The 19,758-nt window shown below is 46.7% G+C and carries 21 protein-coding genes and 1 rRNA gene; 11 read left to right on the top strand and 11 right to left on the bottom strand.

What is annotated here, in order from left to right; translation table 11 throughout:
• From rrf to CWI76_RS10910, 5 genes are all read left to right on the top strand, one after another.
• Positions 1-102, top strand: a 5S ribosomal RNA gene (gene rrf, locus CWI76_RS10930); the annotation flags it as partial.
• Between the two features lie 296 nt (positions 103-398).
• Positions 399-2,813, top strand: a complete 2,415-nt coding sequence (locus CWI76_RS10925; protein ID WP_126760385.1) for a TonB-dependent receptor plug domain-containing protein — start codon at positions 399-401, stop codon at positions 2,811-2,813.
• 166 nt (positions 2,814-2,979) lie between these two features.
• Positions 2,980-3,291 (top strand): hypothetical protein, encoded by a 312-nt coding sequence (locus CWI76_RS10920; protein WP_126760384.1) that lies wholly within the window; start codon positions 2,980-2,982, stop codon positions 3,289-3,291.
• Between the two features lie 30 nt (positions 3,292-3,321).
• Positions 3,322-3,747, top strand: a complete 426-nt coding sequence (locus tag CWI76_RS10915) for a copper chaperone PCu(A)C (protein ID WP_126760383.1) — start codon at positions 3,322-3,324, stop codon at positions 3,745-3,747.
• 14 nt (positions 3,748-3,761) lie between these two features.
• A complete protein-coding gene (locus tag CWI76_RS10910) occupies positions 3,762-4,511 on the top strand; it encodes a TIGR04219 family outer membrane beta-barrel protein (protein WP_126760382.1) in 750 nt (249 codons plus the stop codon).
• A gap of 19 nt (positions 4,512-4,530) precedes the next feature.
• Here the strand turns inward: CWI76_RS10910 and CWI76_RS10905 are convergent, their stop codons facing one another.
• Genes CWI76_RS10905 through CWI76_RS10885 form a run of 5 tightly spaced genes read right to left on the bottom strand, consistent with a single transcriptional unit; the run spans position 4,531 to position 8,537 of the window.
• Positions 4,531-5,019 (bottom strand): DUF3299 domain-containing protein, encoded by a 489-nt coding sequence (locus CWI76_RS10905; protein WP_126760381.1) that lies wholly within the window; start codon positions 5,017-5,019, stop codon positions 4,531-4,533.
• A complete protein-coding gene (locus CWI76_RS10900; protein WP_126760380.1) occupies positions 5,016-6,263 on the bottom strand; it encodes an ABC transporter permease in 1,248 nt (415 codons plus the stop codon). Before CWI76_RS10900 ends, CWI76_RS10905 begins: the two co-directional genes overlap by 4 nt.
• On the bottom strand, positions 6,260-6,967 hold the full coding sequence (locus tag CWI76_RS10895; protein WP_126760379.1) for an ABC transporter ATP-binding protein: 708 nt from the start codon (positions 6,965-6,967) through the stop codon (positions 6,260-6,262). Before CWI76_RS10895 ends, CWI76_RS10900 begins: the two co-directional genes overlap by 4 nt.
• Positions 6,968-6,972: 5 nt before the next feature.
• Positions 6,973-7,503, bottom strand: a complete 531-nt coding sequence (gene ppa, locus CWI76_RS10890) for an inorganic diphosphatase (RefSeq protein WP_126760378.1) — start codon at positions 7,501-7,503, stop codon at positions 6,973-6,975.
• A gap of 41 nt (positions 7,504-7,544) precedes the next feature.
• Positions 7,545-8,537, bottom strand: coding sequence for a class 1 fructose-bisphosphatase (locus tag CWI76_RS10885; RefSeq protein WP_126760377.1), 993 nt, complete (start codon positions 8,535-8,537; stop codon positions 7,545-7,547).
• Positions 8,538-8,687: 150 nt separating this feature from the next.
• Between CWI76_RS10885 and mpl the strand changes: the two genes are divergently transcribed.
• From mpl to panP, 6 genes are all read left to right on the top strand, one after another.
• Entirely contained in the window at positions 8,688-10,034 is a 1,347-nt protein-coding gene (mpl, locus tag CWI76_RS10880; protein ID WP_126760376.1) for a UDP-N-acetylmuramate:L-alanyl-gamma-D-glutamyl-meso-diaminopimelate ligase, read from the top strand.
• Positions 10,035-10,055: 21 nt separating this feature from the next.
• Positions 10,056-10,676 carry a flavin prenyltransferase UbiX gene (locus tag CWI76_RS10875; protein ID WP_198678615.1) on the top strand — a complete coding sequence of 207 codons (621 nt, stop codon included), beginning with the start codon at positions 10,056-10,058 and terminating at the stop codon, positions 10,674-10,676.
• Positions 10,677-10,679: 3 nt separating this feature from the next.
• Positions 10,680-11,627 (top strand): ABC transporter ATP-binding protein, encoded by a 948-nt coding sequence (locus CWI76_RS10870; RefSeq protein WP_126760374.1) that lies wholly within the window; start codon positions 10,680-10,682, stop codon positions 11,625-11,627.
• Position 11,628: 1 nt separating this feature from the next.
• A complete protein-coding gene (locus CWI76_RS10865) occupies positions 11,629-12,405 on the top strand; it encodes an ABC transporter permease (RefSeq protein WP_126760373.1) in 777 nt (258 codons plus the stop codon).
• Positions 12,402-13,106 (top strand): tRNA (guanine(46)-N(7))-methyltransferase TrmB, encoded by a 705-nt coding sequence (trmB, locus tag CWI76_RS10860; RefSeq protein WP_241968022.1) that lies wholly within the window; start codon positions 12,402-12,404, stop codon positions 13,104-13,106. The genes CWI76_RS10865 and trmB overlap by 4 nt, the downstream gene beginning before the upstream one ends.
• A 69-nt stretch (positions 13,107-13,175) precedes the next feature.
• The gene (gene panP / locus CWI76_RS10855; RefSeq protein WP_126760372.1) at positions 13,176-14,837 is read left to right on the top strand and encodes a pyridoxal-dependent aspartate 1-decarboxylase PanP; all 1,662 of its coding nucleotides are present in this window, start codon (positions 13,176-13,178) and stop codon (positions 14,835-14,837) included.
• On the opposite strand, the gene panC is transcribed toward panP, so the two are convergent.
• From panC to dksA, 6 genes are read right to left on the bottom strand one after another with little or no spacing between them, the layout of a single operon-like run.
• On the bottom strand, positions 14,834-15,670 hold the full coding sequence (gene panC, locus CWI76_RS10850; protein ID WP_126760371.1) for a pantoate--beta-alanine ligase: 837 nt from the start codon (positions 15,668-15,670) through the stop codon (positions 14,834-14,836). The two genes, panP and panC, sit on opposite strands and share 4 nt — an antisense overlap.
• Before the next feature lie 5 nt (positions 15,671-15,675).
• A complete protein-coding gene (gene panB / locus CWI76_RS10845) occupies positions 15,676-16,470 on the bottom strand; it encodes a 3-methyl-2-oxobutanoate hydroxymethyltransferase (RefSeq protein WP_126760370.1) in 795 nt (264 codons plus the stop codon).
• A 39-nt stretch (positions 16,471-16,509) separates the two neighbouring features.
• Positions 16,510-16,989: a 2-amino-4-hydroxy-6-hydroxymethyldihydropteridine diphosphokinase gene (gene folK, locus CWI76_RS10840; RefSeq protein ID WP_126760369.1), complete on the bottom strand. Its 480-nt coding sequence runs from the start codon at positions 16,987-16,989 to the stop codon at positions 16,510-16,512.
• Complete coding sequence (gene pcnB, locus CWI76_RS10835) at positions 16,989-18,389, bottom strand: polynucleotide adenylyltransferase PcnB (protein WP_126760368.1); 1,401 nt, start codon at positions 18,387-18,389, stop codon at positions 16,989-16,991. The genes folK and pcnB overlap by 1 nt, the downstream gene beginning before the upstream one ends.
• A 42-nt stretch (positions 18,390-18,431) precedes the next feature.
• Complete coding sequence (gene gluQRS / locus CWI76_RS10830; RefSeq protein WP_126760367.1) at positions 18,432-19,304, bottom strand: tRNA glutamyl-Q(34) synthetase GluQRS; 873 nt, start codon at positions 19,302-19,304, stop codon at positions 18,432-18,434.
• A 1-nt stretch (position 19,305) separates the two neighbouring features.
• Positions 19,306-19,758, bottom strand: a complete 453-nt coding sequence (gene dksA, locus CWI76_RS10825) for an RNA polymerase-binding protein DksA (protein WP_055439665.1) — start codon at positions 19,756-19,758, stop codon at positions 19,306-19,308.

Genomic DNA, 19,758 nt, shown 5'->3' with positions numbered 1-19,758 from the left:
GCGAAGTGGAACCACCTGATCCATTCCGAACTCAGTAGTGAAACGCTTCAGCGCCGATGGTAGTGTGGGGCTTCCCCATGTGAGAGTAGGACACCGCCAGGCTTCAAATACGACGAGACCCCGAGCTAACGCTCGGGGTTTTTTCGTTTGGGGAAAGCCAAAAGCGTTATTGGTTATTCGTTATTGGTTATTCGAAAAAACCAACCCCACCCACGAACAACGAGTAACGAGTAACGACCTTCGCCTTCCACTAATATCTAATATCCAACAATTAATATCGCTCCTATCTTTATCTCTTCGGAACATTCTGATCTATATCAGAACAATTCGGTGTAATTAATAAGTTACAAAGTCGACTATGATATTAATTACAAACGATAGAGGTAGAGGACATCGATATGACAAATTCTAATGTAAACTTAGCGATATTGGCGGCACTGAGCCCAGCATTGTATATCAGTGCAAATACAGCAGTTGCACAAGATAATACAGAGGCAGAAACAGAAGCTGCGGAACGGATACAAGTGGTCGGTTCACGGCTCTCTTATCGAACCGCTACTGACGGTTCGGCTCCTGTTGATATCATTTCTGGAGACGATCTTGCGGCCAGCGGCATTACAGAAACAGCTCGCGCACTCCAATATGCAGTACCAAGTTTCAACTTCCCAAGTTCATCAATCACAGACGGGTCCGATGCAGTACGGCCAGCATCATTACGTGGTTTATCTCCTGATCACACGCTTGTTCTAATTAATGGTAAACGTCGCCATAGCAGCGCCTTGGTTCACTTAAATGGTACCACTGGTCGTGGAAGCTCGAACGTTGATCTAAACGCGATTCCTATTTCGGCGATTAAACGAATTGAAGTATTACGAGACGGCGCTTCGGCTTTGTATGGGTCTGATGCTATCGCAGGTGTCATTAATATTGTTCTGAAAGACCAAAGCGAGGGCGGCTCTATCACTGCCAATGGCGGTCAGACTTATGAAGGTGATGGTGAACAATATAAAGTACACGGAAATACAGGCTTTTTAATTGGTGACGCAGGCTCGTTAACACTTGCTGCCGAATATCACCATAAGAATAAAACCAATCGTGCTGGTTTAGATCCGCGTCAACAGTATCCGCTGATTGACGGTGAGTTAGATCCGCGTGAAGAAACCTTTAATCGGTTGAATCACCATGTGGGTGATGCATCGTTTGAAAACAAAGCACTCTTTGCGAACTTTAAATTGCCTGTTGGTGATTCTTCACAAATTTATGCGTTCGCTGGCTATAGCGATCGTACCTCGCAGTCTGGCGCTTTTTACCGCCGAGCGCTCGATAACCGCAATCTCTTAGAGGTTTACCCCGATGGCTTTTTGCCATTATTGTCTCCAGAAACGCAAGATGTGAGTTTAACCGGTGGGTATAAATTCCGAGTCGGCGAATGGGATGTTGATGCGAGTGCAGGAATGGGCTCGAGCGAGTTCCAATATCGTCTTGAGAATTCCTTAAATGCATCTTTGGGGCCAACGACTCCAACTGAGTTTGACGCTGGTACTTTAAAAATGGAAGAAACAAATGCAAGTATAGATTTCTCGCGTTTCATTCCATTTGTTAATAACTCCGACTTAGCCGTCGCCTTCGGTGTCAGTTACCGCGAGAATGCTTACGAAATAACTGCAGGCGATGAGGCTTCGTATATTAATGGCGAATACGACGGACGTCCTGCAGGAAGCCAAGGTTTCACCGGTTTCAAACCTGAATCTGAGGTTGATGAATCACGCGACAACATTGGTATTTATGCAGAAGTCGAGAATATGCTGACAAGTCAGTTCCAATGGGGCGCCGCAATTCGATATGAAGATTATTCGGATTTCGGTAGCAACACGAGCTGGAAATTGTCTGGACGTTATGACTTCACTGATAGCTTTGCCGTACGTGCAACGGCAAATACTGGTTTTCGTGCGCCAAGTGTTCAGCAAATTTACTTTACTAATATTTCAACGTTATTTATCAATCGCGATGGTGTTCTTGTCCCGGAGCAGTCAGGTACGTTCAACAACATCAGTCCTGTAGCACAGTCACTTGAACTTGGCGCTCTTCAGCCAGAAGAGTCTCAAAGTTTTAGTTTTGGCTTTGTTTGGCGAGGCAACGATGATTTGACATTGACGGTTGATGCGTTTCGCATTGCAATTGACGACAGAATTATTCTTTCAAGCTCGTTAGTGCCAGATGATTCGCCCGCAGTTGCAGATGCTCTAGCCCAAGCAGGAGCTGATAATGCCCGATTCTTCATTAATGCTGTTGATACAACAACTCAAGGTGTTGATGTCGTTCTCACCAAAGATTTCCAATTAACGTATGGTGACTTACGAACGCAATTAGCTTATGGCTATAACAAAACAGAAATTGATGGCGTTAATTTGCCACAGATTCTCGATGGTCTCGAAGGTAAATTATTTGATGGTGTTGAACGAACACGTATGACACGTTCGGTGCCGCGTAATAGTGGCTCGCTAGCATTTACCCACAGCATCAATGATTTTGAGACTCGGTTGGCGTTTAATTATTTCGGAGATTATGTGCTGGAAAATAACTCTGGTCTGCAAACAACATTCAGCGGCAAGTGGATCACGGATTTATCATTACGATACCAAGCAACTGATAGCGTGAATGTTAGCATCGGTGTTCAAAATTTATTTGATGAGTATCCAGATGAACAAGATCCGTCGAATCAATTCAACGGCATTTTTATTTATCCAAATACCAATGCACCTTTTGGGTTTAATGGTGGATATTACTTTGCCGAGTTAACTTATTCGTTCTGAGTTTAAAATTTAACGAAATAGTTGTTAAAGCCACTAACTTCAGGTTAGTGGCTTTTTTATTTATCTCGAAAAAACCAATAAAAACAGTGATATAAAAATCGGCACGACAATTGCATGTAACTTATTGGATAGAATTTTGATGACATAGCATGTTGGAGATAAGTTTATGCAACGCAAACAAAATATCATGTGGATCGTAATTGCGGTAATCGCCGCTTTGTTTTTCGCTGATGAAATACTTGGCTTTGTAGGCGCCGTTATTGGCATCGTATTTAGTATTGGGTTTACCGGTTTATTGCTTCTTGCACTGGCGGCAGGCGCATTCGCTTTGGCGGTGTTTGTAGGCTGTAGTGTCGGTTTGGCGTTGACTATTGCAACCGTAGCACTCGTATTGAGTCTATTTGGTTGGTTGCTGCCGTACCTGTTGGTTGGCTTTCTAGTCTATTTGGTAGTACGAAAGAAGCCTAATACTGTGTAAACTGCAACAACACATGTTGCGGAGAGAGTTATGCAGATTATAAAAAGGCTACTTCTGATTTCGTTTATTTTGCCGATTCACGTAATGGCTGCAGAGGTTGAAATCTCAAATGCTTGGGTGAAAGAGTCGATACCGGGTACAGAGAATGGTGCAGGCTACTTTACTATAAGTAATACAGGCACGTCAGTGATCAGTATTGTTGGTGCAGACACTGATGCGTCACGAGCCATAGAAGTGCATCAGCATGTGATGCGTGACGGCATGATGCGTATGCGTCGCGTACCTGAACTTGCTCTAGAAGCTGGCGAAACAGTCGTTTTTCAGCCGGGCAGCTATCATTTAATGATGTTTGGTGTAAAGAATACGTTTAAGCCGGGTGATCAAGTTGAATTTACGCTTCATTTTAGCGATGGTGATAGTGTAAGCTTCGACGCCGAAGTTAGAACAATCCGTTAATAGGGATCACATCCATGAAAAAAATTGCAGTAGCTATTCTTGCTCCAGTGTTCATATTCTCTGGTGCTGCTCAGGCAGACACGTTACTCGGCATCTACGCCGGTGGCCAAATCTGGGATACTGAAAATACCGGTAACTTTGGCTCAGGCGATGGTAATCAATCGTTTGGCTTCGCCGACGAAAAGCAAAACAGTCTGTATCTCGCGTTCGAGCATCCAATTCCGTTGCTACCGAATATCAAGATTCGAGATAATGAGTTATCAACCCAAGGAATGGTGACGCTTTCCGAAGACTTTACCTATAACGGCGAAGGTTATGCAGCGGGAACAACGCTCGCCAGCTCAATTGATTTAAGCCACACCGATGTGACGCTTTATTACGAGATTTTTGATAACGACTTACTATCGTTTGACCTTGGCGTTACAGGTAAGAAAGTCGATGGTTTATTAGCGGTTCGTGATGCGCAATCTGAAAATTCGTTAGAAAGTGATGGTTGGATCCCAACCGGTTATGCGCAGTTGCGTGTTGGCATTCCAGCGACTCCACTTACTGTTTATGGCTTAGCGAACGCAATAAGCATCGATGATAGCAGTGTACGTGACATTGAAGCCGGTATTGAATATCGGGTAATTGAGAATTTAGCGGTCGACGTGAATTTACAGTTGGGCTACCGCGATATCACCATCGAACTTGATGATTTAGACGGGATATACTCAGACCTTCAATTTAAAGGGCCATATTTGGGCTTAGAAGTCCATTTCTAAACCAGAAATACCCTTAAACTTAGTAATACGGTGTCACTGTAGCGGCGGTCATACGATAGCCGACTACAGCGACATCACCTTCTACCCGTTTTACCTCGATTGTTCCCTCTACCCAAACGGCATCAAACGTATCTTCGTACTTAACACCCTCGGTGAAATCGACTAGCACGATTTGATTCGGTGGCGGCGGTGGAACGTGAACACACGCGCCGAAATATGGAACCAGTAAAAATTGGGTGACCTTTTCTGCGTCACCTTCTAATTGCACAACATAACCAGGAATTTTAATTTTCTTGCCATCCAAGCTTTCGACCATTGGAGCGTCTAACTCTGGCTGAATGGCTAATTCCGGGTTCGCATCATAAAAGGCTTGGCTACGCACAGGCGGTGGCTTGTACCCTTCAGGCACAAGCTCTTTCCAGTGCGTAGTTTTATATTCTTCGGCATGTAAGGTTGGGGCCAAAAAACAGAGTAGAGTTGTTAGGAATACAGCAGAAATTAGTTTCATAATCGAATCGTGAGTCCATCAGCTAAGGCATTGCGATATGCTCGCCATGCCGGAATAAAACTTAATAGTATGGCAGCACCAAGCACCGCCCCAGCAAAGATCCACTCAACTGCTGTTAACGGTGTTGCACGTAAAAGCATTCCAGTGTTTATCAATAACCAGTCGGCACCGAAACCAAGAATCAAAAATAGAATTGAAATGCCGAGCGCGATGCCGGCAACTGCCAGTAAAAATGCTTCGCTAACTAGTAAGCCAAATATGGTGAACGGGCCGGCTCCAATAGATCGTAGGACCGCCATTTCGCGGCGTCGTTCTCGTAAACTTGCTAATAAGGTCGTTAGCATGCCCAATAAGCCTGTCGCAACGACGAGCGCTGATACTGCAAACAATGCTTTTTCGAATAGATTCAACGTGCGCCATAGCTCGGTTAGCGCAAGCCCAGGCATAATCGCGGTTAACGGCTCACCCTCGTAGGTGTTAATTTGACGTTGTAACCTTAGCGCTAGCGGTTTGTTGGATAACCCTAATAGAACAGCGCTCAGTGTATAAACGGGTTGTTCATGGGCATGATCATGATCATGGTCGTGAGCCTGTTCATCTTCCACGATTTCTCCGTGAACCAAGCCAAGTCCGGCTAGCGGTATATACAGAGCTTGATCAGCCGGTGTCGCTGTCGGTGCCAAAATGCCTCGCACAATGAAGGGATGCGTATCATGATCACTAAAGCTAATACCACCCGAGCCATGTGCAATGGTTAATTCGTCGCCAATATTGAGATTAAGTCGACGTGCAACTTCTGCGCCTAGTACAGCCGCATCGGTGTCATCGTCGTGAAAAATATCGCCTTGACTTAATTGAAGTGCTTTTCGATTGCCATATTGAAAATACTCAAAGAATGCGGACGTTGTCCCGACGACCGGATAACTCGAGAAACTATCACCCAAGGCCATCGGAATATGCCACGCGACGCCCGGAAGCTGTTGGAGGTATTCATAGCTCTGCCAGCTTAAACTGTTATTCATTGCGCCAATATGAAAGACACTACTCAACAGAAGCTGAGTTGACCCAGTGCGGGCGCCGACAATCAGGTCGGTTCCTGAAATGGTGTTAGCAAAGTTTTCTTGGGTTTGTGTACGCACGCGCTCAACACCAAGCAGCAACAGTGTACTAACGGCGATGGCAAGTATGGTTAACCATGCACTCGCTTTGCGATTCGCGAGACTAGCTAGAGCAAGACGAATCATATCGCCTCCTCGTTTGCGGTATTGATTTCAGCAAGCTCAATCGCGCGATCGAAGTGATGTGCCAAGCTGCCATCATGCGTGACAAATAGAAGTGTTGTACCGTGCTTCTTACAAGCGTCGAAAAGTATTTCGATAAAATTGTCGCGATGATCGGCGTCGAGCGCCGAGGTCGGTTCATCAGCAATAATTAATGCAGGATTGCCAAATAATGCTCGTGCTGCCGCGACACGTTGCTGCTGCCCAACACTCAGTTGATGAGCTGGGCGCTCTAACTCGTCTGCATTTAATCCGAGGTGTTGAAGCAATTGCTTCGCAAGATACTTGTGGCTTTCAGAATGTTCGCGAAGCCGCTCACGTCGGGCGGGTGAAAATTGCTGAGCAAGTACCACGTTCTGCCATGCAGAAAGATACGGAAGTAAGTTAAACTGCTGGAAGATATAGCCAATTTCATTTGCTCTCAATTTGTCGCGCTGACGCTGCGAGAGCTTGCCAAGATCTTGGCCTAAAACGAAAACTTGGTTGGTCGCTGCTTGATGTATCCCAGCAATCAGACTGAGTAATGTTGATTTACCGGAACCGCTGGCACCGCGCAGTAAAACATGTTCACCGCGTGTGATGATTAACTCTGGAATTTGCAGGAGAGGGCGTGTGGCACCTGGCCACCGAAACTCAAGTTGCTTGAGTTCAATACAGGTGCCACGCATAGAGCTTATTTCTGTTTCGCGCGCTCGAATGAAGTCACAATCTCTTCTTTCGCCGCGTTGATGTCGCCCCAGCCTTCAACTTTAACCCACTTGCCTTTTTCAAGCTCTTTATAACGCTCAAAAAAGTGAGTGATTTGAGCCTTCAGTAAGTCTGGAAGGTCGTTCACATTGGTGATGTGGTCATATTCTTTCGTTAATTTGCTTACTGGAACAGCGATAACTTTCGCATCTTCGCCAGATTCGTCGGTCATTTTTAATACGCCAACTGGGCGGCATTTAATCACTGAGCCCGGTTGTAATGGATACGGTGTAGGCACTAAAACGTCAACAGGGTCGCCGTCTAATGATAACGTCTCATTGATAAATCCATAGTTGCACGGGTAGAACATTGGCGTTGACATAAAACGGTCAACCCATAACGTTCCAGTGTCTTTATCAACTTCATATTTAATCGGATCTGCATTCGCAGGGATTTCGATGATAACGTTTACTTCTTCTGGCAAGTTTTTACCTGCGCTAACGTGACTTAAGCTCATGTTTTTTCCTGTTTCAAAAACGATAAAATTATGGGGCGATATTATACGGTCTTGTCGCTCGAATGCGAACCCTCTAAGTACCGTAAGCACGTTTCAACTTCGTGCTTGGCGCCAAGGATAATGCCGACGCGCTGGTGAATATCAGTTGGCTGAATATCCAAAATTCGTTCTTCACCACTATGGGCAGCGCCGCCTGCTTGCTCAATCAGCCACGCCATTGGGTTGCCCTCGTACATCAATCGCAATTTGTACGGTTTATTTGCAGAGCGCGCATCCCATGGATAGGCGAATAACCCACCGCGGCATAGAATGCGATGTACATCAGCAACCATTGCCGCAACCCAACGCATGTTGAAGTTCTTCGCGCGAGGTCCGCTGGTACCGGCTAGCAAATCGTCGACATAGAGTTGCATGCCTTCTTGCCAGTGACGAAAGTTTGACATATTAATGGCAAACTCAGAGGTTTCCGGTTCTATTTTTAAATCTTTTTTCGTCAATAAGAACTCACCAACGGTTTGATCGAGCGTGAACATACGCAAACCGTTACCGGTAGTAAATGCCATCATGATTGATGGACCGTAGAGAATATAACCTGCGGCAACTTGGTTTCTGCCCGGCTGCAAAAACATATCGACATCGCCACTATTGTCTTCTGGCACTGGCAAAATTGAGAAGATGGTACCAACCATGCTGTTGATATCGATGTTTGAACTGCCATCAAGGGGGTCAAAAGCCACAAGGTATTTGCCATGGTCGCTGCCGAGAACGATGCCTTCTTCTTCTTCAGAGGCAACGGCACGAACATGTTGGCATTCTAATAAGATTTCTTTAATAAGCTGATTCGACAAGATATCTAGCTTTTTTTGCGTTTCGCCTTGAATATTTTCCGAAAGCGTCGAGCCAAGCACACCGGCTAACTCACCCTGACCAACACGAAAAGAAATCTCCTTCGCGCAAATTTGCAAAGAATTAATGACTGATATCAGAGCTTCGTCGACCTGATCGTTACGTAAGGTCGGGATTAGGCGTTGCATGGAACCCTCGTGAAATTACTTGTTAGTTGCGAACCGAGTATTTAACGCGGCTAAGTTTACCGCAAATTTAAGCAAATTGCCTGCCCAGATTGTCGTCGTTTGAATGTGCCGTGGTACACTATCATCACGATAAAAAATTGAGTGAAACCCATGCATATTCATATTCTTGGAATCTGTGGCACCTTTATGGGAGGCATTGCGGCACTGGCGAAGCAGCTTGGTCATAAAGTGACGGGGAGTGACGCCCAAGTTTATCCGCCGATGAGTGACCAATTACGCCAACTTGGTATTGAGCTTATTGAAGGATACGAGCCAAGCCAACTCGAGCCTCGACCCGATTTAGTGATTATCGGCAATGCGTTAAGTCGAGGAAATTCGGCCGTTGAAGCGGTGTTGAACCAGCGAATTCCTTACACATCAGGGGCGCAATGGCTCCATGATGCGCTACTTCAGCACAAATGGGTTTTAGCCGTTGCCGGTACACATGGCAAAACCACAACCTCGAGTATGCTGGCGTGGTTGTTGGAATATGCTGGTATGAAACCGGGATTTTTGGTTGGCGGTGTGCTGGCTAATTTTCAGCAATCAGCGCGCTTGGGCGAGAGTGATTTCTTTGTTATTGAAGCCGATGAGTACGATACGGCTTTTTTTGATAAGCGCTCGAAGTTTGTTCACTACTGTCCAAGTACATTGGTACTTAATAACCTCGAATATGACCATGCCGATATCTTCCCAGATTTAGCCTCTATTCAACGCCAATTTCATCACTTAGTGCGGGTAGTGCCTAGCTACGGCCGAATATTTTACCCTGAGCACGAGGAAGCGATTCAGCAAGTCTTAGCACAAGGCTGCTGGAGCGAGAAAGTTGCGATTGGTGTCAACGGTGAGTGGCATGCGCAATTAAACCACGCTGACGGTAGTTCATTTGATGTTTTCTATCGCGGTGAAAAACAAGCGACTGTTGAGTGGTCTTTAATTGGGCAACACAACGTATATAACGGCCTTATGGCAATTGCCGCTGCGCATCATGTGGGTGTGCCAGCTTCGGTAAGCGCTGAAGCATTTCAACAGTATAAAAATACCAAGCGACGCCTTGAATTACTGGGCGAGGTAGCAGGTATTAAAGTTTATGATGACTTTGCTCATCATCCGACGGCAATTACCACCACGCTCGCTGGTATGCGTAAACGTGTTGATGATGCACGCATCATCGCAGTATTAGAACCGCGTTCGAATACCATGAAGCTTGGTACTATGGCGGATGCACTCGATGATGCGTTAAGTGAAGCGAATGAAATTTTTATGCTGCAGCCAGACAAGGTACAATGGTTGGTTTCAGAGAAAGTGCCGCGAGCACAGGTAGGAAACTCAGTTGAACAGCTACTCGAGATGATTATCGGTCAGGCTCGTACAGGCGATCATATTGTGATCATGAGTAATGGCGGTTTTGGCAATATTCATCAACGTTTGCTTGATGGCTTAAAAGCGTCGTTGTAAGTAAATAGCTAAGGAATAATCATGACCCAATCAAGCATTACCGTAGCGATCACCGGAGCTTCGGGCGCGCCTTATGCCGTGCGCTTGTTGGCGTGTTTACTAGCTCAACAGCAGCAAGTGCATGTATTGATGTCGAGTGCCGCACGTGTCGTGTTTGCAACTGAACTTGATTGGCAACTACCAGCGTCGCCGCAAGCGATGAGCGAGGCGATGCAGCAACACTTTAAGGTGGCGCCTGAGCAGTTGCGCGTCTATGGCAAAGAGGAGTGGTTTTCTCCAGTTGCATCTGGCTCGGCAGCGCCGAAAAAAATGGTCGTTTGCCCCTGTTCAACAGGCACGCTATCGGCAATTGCGCATGGTAGTAGCGATAATTTGATTGAGCGAGCTGCTGACGTTGTGATCAAAGAACGCGGTCAACTTATTTTACTGCCGCGCGAGATGCCACTCTCTGCAATTCACTTAGAAAATATGCACAAGCTAGCGCTGCTTGGTGTAACCATAATGCCAGCTGCGCCAGGTTTTTATCATAAGCCGGAATCAATCGACGATTTAGTGGATTTTGTGGTGGCCCGCATTTTGGACCATCTCGGCTTAGAACAAACATTGCAACCACGCTGGGGATACGGCGAGGAGTCAAAATAATCTATGAAAGCATTGTCAATTCGTGGTTTAAAGAAAACCTACAAAGGTGGTCAGATTGCGCTTAAAGGGATTGATCTGGATGTTGAAGAAGGTGACTTTTTCGCATTACTTGGCCCGAACGGCGCTGGTAAATCTACAACCATCGGTATCATTTCGTCATTAGTTAATAAAACCGAAGGACAAGTAACAGTCTTCGGTTTTGATCTTGATACGCAGTTGAGTGATCTGAAACGCCAAATCGGGTTAGTCCCACAAGAATTCAATTTTAATCAATTTGAGACGGTACAACAGATTGTTGTTAACCAAGCAGGTTATTACGGTGTACCACGCGAAGTTGCGAAAGAGCGTTCAGAAAAGTACCTCAAACAATTGAGCTTATGGGATAAACGCAATAGTCCGGCGCGTATGTTATCAGGTGGTATGAAGCGTCGTTTGATGATTGCACGTGCTTTGTTACATGAACCAAAGCTACTCATTCTAGATGAACCAACGGCCGGCGTAGACATTGAGCTACGGCGTAGCATGTGGGACTACCTTGAAGATATTAATAAGCAGGGTATTACCATTATCTTAACCACACACTATCTCGAAGAAGCGGAAACCTTGTGTCGTAATATTGCGATAATTGACCAAGGAACCATTATCGAAAACACCTCGATAAAACGTCTTCTAGCCACGCTTAATATGGAAACCTTTGTATTTGATTTGGCGCCAAATGACAACGATGAAACGACTCAAGCTTTGACCCTCGAAGGGTTTACATGGCGAATCGTCGACGGTCATACAATTGAAGTTGATGTTGAGAAAAGCCAAGGATTAAATCGTGTTTTTGAGCAATTGAGCCAGCAAAAAATCACTGTGCTTTCCATGCGAAACAAGGCAAATCGTCTTGAAGAATTGTTTGTAAACCTAGTCGAAAAGGGCCGTCAGCCAGCGGCTGCGGGGGCTTAATATGCAATCATCTATTAGCTACATTGCGCTTAAAACAATTTGGATTAAAGAGTGCACGCGCTTTTTACGTATTTGGGTACAAACATTGGTTCCACCAGCCATCACCATGACCTTGTACTTTGTGATATTCGGTAGCATTGTTGGTGAGCGCATCGGTGAAATGGGCGGACGCCCATATATGGAATTCATCGTACCTGGCTTAATTATGATGTCGGTGATCACGAACTCGTATTCGAACGTGGCATCGTCATTTTTTAGTGCGAAGTTTCAACGCAACATTGAAGAAATGCTCGTTGCCCCAGTTTCCCCTGCGGTAATTATTGGCGGTTATGTAGGCGGTGGTTTAGCTCGGGCACTGATTGTTGCGATAATCGTTACGTGCGTGTCGTTTTTGTTTGTTGAGAACGTAAATATTCATAACCTATTAATTTTGGTTATCACTGTCATTCTCACTTCAACTTTATTCTCATTGGGTGGCTTAATAAACGCAGTTCATGCGAAGACATTTGATGATATTTCGATTGTGCCAACATTTGTGTTAACCCCGCTCACCTATCTGGGCGGGGTTTTCTTCAGTATCCAATTACTACCGGGAATTTGGCAAACCATTGCGCAAGCAAATCCTGTATTGTACATGGTCAATGCGTTTCGCTATGGCTTCTTGGGTGTTTCTGACGTCAACGTCGGCGTTGCTTTGGCAGTGATTATTGGCTTTAACCTGGTGTTGTTTATCACCGCATACACGTTATTGAAGCGTGGCGCAGGTATTCGTTCGTGAATAAAGAATCTAGGCCAGTTACAACCAATCAGCATGGTAACCACGAAGACTTAGTTGCGGTTGTCATGCGTCATTTGCGATCGCCGTTTCGCAAACCGATACAAGAACATAATCGTGAAGCTTTTGCGCAAGTGCAGAAGCTCGTTGCCGATTGGCAAGGACCAATTATTCTCGATTCATGCTGTGGCGTTGGTGAAAGTACCGCATACATTGCTGAACAGAATCCAGAGGCTCTTGTGATTGGTGTGGATAAATCAGCACATCGACTCGGCCGCCATGCGCATTATCAAAATGCCGCAGCAGGCCAGCGTTATATTCTTGTTCGTGCAGATTTGCATGATTTCTGGCGTTTAGCAGTAGAAGCCCACTGGCAACTTCATGAGCATTACATATTGTATCCAAACCCTTGGCCAAAGGCCGCTCACTTTGGGCGCCGTTGGCACGGTAGCCCAGTTTGGCCGTATGTGTTAGGGCTGGGTGGTCGTTTAGTGATGCGTTCCAATTGGGTGACTTATTTGACTGAAGTGGCGAGTAGCTTAGCGTTGGTCAATTGCAGTGCGTCAATATCGCCGCTGCTTGCCCGTCATGAGCCGATCACGCCGTTTGAGCGAAAATACCAACGTAGCGGCCAGCAACTTTGGGAGCTAGAAGCTCAGTTACCCGAAGATGGTCGATATTTTTCTGCAATCGAGGCAGAATAGAGCGCTTCCTTGTTAGTAATAAAAAGGGTTTAGTAACATCAAGGGTTCAGTAATCACAAGGATATTTGTTTGAGCGACAACAATTTTGCAGAAGTAAGCCAAGAGGCGTTACTGAAAATTTTTACAATTCCCGAAGCGCCAGATTCAACGCTAGGCAAAATCGAGAAACACCTTTCTGAAAACCTCATGGGCTTCTTAGGTGAGCATATTGTTGCGCGCGAAAAACCGCTGCATGAAATTGAGCAAAATTTTAGTTCAAGCGAAATCCCAGAAGAACCCCGTTATGTTTCTGACCACACGGAATTCTTACTCAACAACCTGGTTGCGCACTCAGTGCACACGTCATCGCCACGATTTATTGGCCATATGACATCGGCCCTGCCGTATTTCCTATTGCCATTGGCAAAGTTAATGGTTGGGCTGAATCAAAACTTAGTGAAAATAGAAACTTCAAAAGCGTTTACGCCCTTAGAGCGTAATGTTTTAGGTATGTTGCACCATTTGGTGTATCAGCAAAACGACAGCTTCTATCAGCGCTGGATGCATAGTGCACAGCACTCACTCGGCGCTATGTGTTCGGGTGGCACAATAGCCAACATCACGGCATTGTGGGTTGCACGTAACCTAGCGCTTAAACCTGACGGTGACTTCGCTGGCATCGCCGCAGAAGGTTTAGCCGCTGGTTTAGCTCATTACGGGTACAAACGTTTAACGATTATGGTCTCTGAGCGCGGGCATTATTCATTAAGTAAAGCGGCCGATGTACTGGGCATTGGGCGCCGCAATTTAATCGCGGTACCGACCGACGAAAACAACCGAATACGTATCGATAAGTTACGCGAAGCGTGTGACAAAGTGACCGCAGAGGGTGGCCGAGTACTCGCGATTGTGGGGGTTGGTGGAACCACCGAAACCGGTCATATCGACCCACTTGATGAATTAGCTGATGTAGCAGAGGAAGTGGGCGCTCACTTTCACGTCGATGCCGCATGGGGTGGTGCGACATTGTTATCACACCGCCATCGTCATTTGTTGCGCGGCGTAGAACGTGCTGACAGTGTAACGATTGATGCGCATAAACAGATGTATGTACCGATGGGTGCCGGCATGGTGCTGTTTAAAGATCCGAGCATGGTTCGCGCTATCGAACATCATGCCGAGTATGTCATTCGCCACGGTTCGAAAGATCTTGGCGCGCATACTATGGAAGGCTCGCGTCCAGGTATGGCCATGTTGGTCTATTCCGCCATGCACGTGATGGGGCGTCGTGGTTATGAACTCCTAATCGATCAAAGTATCGAAAAAGCGCAAGAATTTGCAGAGCTGATTAAGCAACAAGACGATTTTGAGCTCATCACCGAACCAGAGCTTTGTTTACTGACGTATCGATTTGTTCCTGCGAAAGTAAAGCCTCTTCTAAAGCAAGCGAGTGCTGAGCAAATACGTCGAATTATGCCGCACTTAAATGCGCTTACACGATTTATTCAAAAACGTCAGCGCGAAACAGGTCGCTCGTTCGTGTCTCGGACGAAACTTACACCAGCACAGTATCATCGGGAGCCAACCGTGGTGTTTCGTGTGGTATTGGCCAACCCATTAACAACTAAAGAAATGCTCGAAGAAGTGTTGCAAGAGCAGCGTGAGATTGCCGCGCAAGCGATGAGCTTACGCGGGGCGTTATATACCGAACTGCGTGAATTGGGGCTGGTTCGCGAACCCCACGGTCGTTAACGATCGAATTGCAGATTATCGATTAATCGCGTTTTGCCAAGGTAAGCAGCGACAAGTAAAACCAGTTGCGGGTCAGTCACTTGCGCTGGCGCTAGGTCATCGCGTCGCCGTAGCTCCAAGTAATCCATGCGCAAGCCATTGTCTTCAAGGTGCTTTCGAGCATGGCTAAGAGCTGCTTCGGGCGCTGCACCAGAGCGAATCTCAGCTGCCGCGTGTTGCAACGTTTGATAGATAATCGGTGCTATTTTACGATGCTCAGCCGACAAATAACCATTACGTGAACTCAAGGCGAGGCCATCGTTAGCTCGCTCGGTCGGCATGCCAATGATATCTACTGGGAGACTTAAATCACGCGTCATTAAGCGGATGACTTGTAGTTGCTGGAAATCTTTTTCGCCGAATATGGCAACATCTGGCTGCACCATATTGAATAGCTTGGCAACAATCGTCGCCACACCACGAAAATGGCCAGGTCGGCTGGCGCCGCACAAGATATCCGAAATGCCAGGAACTTCAATAAATGTCTGCTGTTCGAGACCCCGCGGGTACACATCTGCAACCGTAGGTGCAAATACCGCTGTTGCTTTGCGTTCGGCGAGGGCGATGCAATCCGCATCAAGAGTGCGTGGGTAACTATCAAGATCTTCGTTGGCGCCAAACTGCATGGGGTTTACGAAAATACTTACTACAACATGATCAGCGTGTTGCTTGGCTAGATCCACTAACTTTAAATGGCCTTCGTGCAGGTTGCCCATGGTTGGTACTAATGCCACAGTACCTTTTAATTGAGTACGCCAACCGCGAAGCTCGTCAAGACTTTTCAAAAGCTGCATAGTGATTACTCGAATGAATGCTCTGGGCCAGGAAAGGTACCGTCTTTTACCTGTTTAATATAAAGCTCAACGGCACTTGATAAATCACCCGCTTCAGCGAGAAAGTTTTTAACAAACTTGGGTAGATAATCGCTGTTCAGACCAAACATATCATGCATGACGAGTATCTGGCCGTCAGTGTGAGGGCCTGCGCCAATGCCAATAACTGGAATAGATAATTTACTACTGATAAGTTGACCGAGTTCGGTTGGAACGCACTCTAAAACTAACATTTGGGCGCCCGCTTGTTGCAGCGCAAGCGCTTGGCGTACTGTATTTTCGGCAGCACTTTGCTCACGCCCTTGAACCTTATAACCGCCAAGTACATTGATCGATTGTGGCAGCAGCCCAAGGTGCGCGCAGACAGGAACACTTCGTTCAACGAGCATGCGGATAGTTTCGAGTAGCCACTCGCCACCTTCAAGCTTCACCATGTTAGCACCTGCACGCATTAATTTTGCGGCTTCATGACATGCCTGTTCAGGTGTGGTGTAACTCATGAATGGCATATCCGCCATCACGAAAGCATCCGGCGCTCCACGGCGAACCGCTTCGGTATGATAGGCAACTTGTTCAACGGTAACTGGCAACGTCGTCGCTTGCCCCTGAATCACATTCCCTAGTGAATCACCAACTAACATAAAATCCATACCACAACTCGCAAAGAGCTTGGCAAAGGATGCATCATAAGCGGTTACCGAGACTATTTTGTCTCCGGCAGCTTTCATTTTTGTTAGTTTTGAAATTGTCATGCCCGCCATGGCGAACTCCTTGAGGCAGCCTAATGAGCTTCGATTGTATCAGGTTATTTTTTCAAGGTCATGATGCGTCATGTTGGCTAACAATGACGCAATAGTACGACCATCGGGCAGAGTAAGCTCTGGCTCCAGTTCAGCTAACGGTACCAGCACAAAGTCACGTTCTGTCATACCTGGATGAGGTATCCGCAGCCGCGGATCATCGATGGTGAGGTCATCATAAAGCAGTATATCAAGGTCTAGCGTCCGTGGACCCCAGTGACGAATCCGCTGCCGACCAAATTGACTCTCAAGCGCCTGTAATAAATCAAGTAAATCTAGCGGCGCGAGGCTTGTTTCCGCACACGCGACGGCGTTCACGTAATCTGGTTGATCACTTGGCCCCATCGGCGTGCTGGTATAAAGCGAACTACTTCTAACAAATTGAAATTGCGGCAGGCCACTCAAGCTGAGAATCGCGTCTTTAAGCGTTTCCACTGGATTACCTAAATTAGCCCCCAATGCAATATAGACCTTTGCCATTAATCTGTCTTCTTGGTCGATTTGGTTCGGCGTCGGCGACCGCCACGACGTCCGCGCTTCTTGTTTGGTTTGTCATCATCGGTAGTAACCGACGAGGAGCCTATATTGGTATTTTCTTGAAGCTTGGTCCAAAACTGAGCCCGTTGTTCGAGAGGTTTTTGCTCGAGCGGGGTCGCTGTTTTTGCGCGGAGTAACAAAAAGTCATAGGCCGCACGGAATTTAGGATGCGTGAGCAAGCTATTAATTCGCTTACCTTTAGCTCGCTCCATACGTTGTTGTAGTTGCCAAATTTCTCGAGCTGGAATACTAAATCGTTTCGGAATCGAAATGGTTTGTACCTGACGCCCAATCACATCAGCGGCAGCAATATTCAACGCATCGACCGGCGGTAAACCACTTTCGACACTTAATTGTTCCATGCGCGCTTGCAGCGGCCACCAGAGCAATGCGGCAAACAAGTAAGCAGGCGTAATGCGTTGGTCGTTGCGCACCCGAGTGTCGGTATCTAAAAAGGTTTGCCGCAGCATTTGATACGGAGCTTCAGTCGGCGCTGACAAATACGATTTCAGTAATGGGAACAATTGCTGAAATAAATGATAGTCCACTAACATTTCGAAGTTGGCTAAGCCTTTCCCTGCGGTGAAGAGCTTTAGGACTTCTTCAAACAGTCGAGCTGGCGGAATATTTTGCAATAACGGAGCAAGCTCACGAATTGGCTTTGCCACCGTATCATCCAGGCGCATGTTCAGTTTGGTTGCGAAACGAACTGCTCGTAGCATACGCACAGGGTCTTCGCGGTAACGCGTTGACGCATCGCCAATCATGCGCAATACACCACTTTCGATATCTTTCATGCCATCGGCAAAATCAATAATGCTGAAGTCGGCAATGTTGTAATACAGCGCATTGACTGTGAAATCTCGGCGTTGTGCGTCCTCGTCGATCGTTCCGTAGACGTTATCACGCAGCAACATGCCTTCGTCGTCCTGCTTCGCTACTTTATCGGTGCGTTCATCTTCTGCGCTATCGTGATGACCACGAAAGGTTGCGACTTCAATAATCTCACGACCAAAGACAACATGCGCGAGGCGAAATCGGCGGCCGACTAATCGACAGTTGCGGAATAGCTTACGCACTTGCTCAGGTGTTGCGTTAGTTGCGATATCAAAGTCTTTTGGATGAAGTCCTAGAATCAGGTCGCGCACACAACCGCCAACCAAATAGGCTTGGTAGCCAGAATTATGTAGTCGGTACAGTACTTTCAGAGCTGGCTCTGAAATATCTTTGCGCGATATTGGATGTTTATCGCGAGGAATAATTTTAGGCTTAGCGAGAATATTCTGCGGTAAATTTGCATTGTCCGCAGGGCGCTTTAAAGCGCGTTGGGCCAAAGCTTTCATGCGTTTGATAATAAGAGGTTCTCCAACTGATGTCGCAAACGGTTATATTGTATCCTGCTGGGGCGTTTCAGGGAAGCTCCGCGCTTGCCATTGCGTGACAGCTTCAGCGAGTAACTGCGGTACTGTGAGCTTATGGCTTGGGGTTAATCCAAGAAACACGAGTGCGGCTTGTAATTGTGCTTTTGCATCGTCATTGTTCAGCGCCGGAGCATGATTCTGTTTGCTCAATTTGCGGCCATGTTCATCCAGCGCCAACGGCACGTGTTTAAAACGCGGAACCCGATCAGTAAAGTACCGCCATAAGTTCAATTGCCAACTTGTGGCAGTAAGCAAATCTTCACCTCGCACGATATCGGTAACGCCTTGCTCGATATCATCGACGACAACGGCTAATTGATAAGTAAATAATCCATCGCGTCGAAATAAAACGAAATCTTCACTGGCAAAATTTGGGTCGATGGTTACATGACCTTGCCAACCATCTTCAAACGAGAGAATGGGTTCATCATTACGAAATCGAATGGCAGAATCTGTTGAGTCGATGTTTTTGTTTCGGCAAATGCCTGTGTAGTAAGGCCCTAGCGCTTTGATTTGCTTTCGAGAGCACTCGCATCGGTAGGTTAGGTGGCGATGCTGAAGATATTCTAATGCAACTTGATAAGCGTCTGTCCTTTCACTTTGGTACCAGATGTCACCATCCCAATGTAACTCGTGACGTTTTAGCTGTTCAAGAATGACTTGGTCGGCGCCTTCAACGGCACGCGGGGTGTCGACATCTTCGATGCGCACTAGCCATTTTCCAGCGTGTGCGCGCGCATCGAGGTAACTCGCGAGAGCTGCAATGAGAGAGCCAAAATGAAGAGGCCCCGACGGGGTCGGGGCAAAGCGTCCACAATAGGGTAACGAAGCGGCCATACTAGGCGCCAGTCATTTGCTTCTCTTTGATTTCAGCTAACGTTTTGCAATCGACACAGAGGTCTGCGGTTGGGCGAGCTTCTAAGCGGCGAATTCCGATTTCGATGCCGCACTGATCGCAAAAGCCGAAATCATCTGCTTCAATTTTCTGCAGCGTTTTTTCGATTTTCTTAATCAATTTACGCTCACGGTCGCGTGTACGAAGCTCTAAACTGAACTCTTCCTCTTGAGCAGCACGGTCAACCGGGTCAGGGAAGTTTGCTGCTTCATCTTTCATGTGATGCACGGTGCGATCAACTTCTTCACGCAATTGTGCGCGCCACACTTCAAGAATTTTACGAAAATGCGCACGTTGCGCCTCATTCATGTACTCTTCGTCCGGCCCGAGCTCGTATGGCTCTAAACCAGCTTGCGCCAGAATGCCATGGGCTTTTTTCGGCGTTCCTTGAGGCAT

The organism is Pseudidiomarina marina (assembly GCF_003987045.1).
Classification (GTDB): domain Bacteria; phylum Pseudomonadota; class Gammaproteobacteria; order Enterobacterales; family Alteromonadaceae; genus Pseudidiomarina; species Pseudidiomarina marina.
Note: the sequence above shows the minus strand (reverse complement) of the source record. Positions and strands in the feature narration are given on the sequence as shown.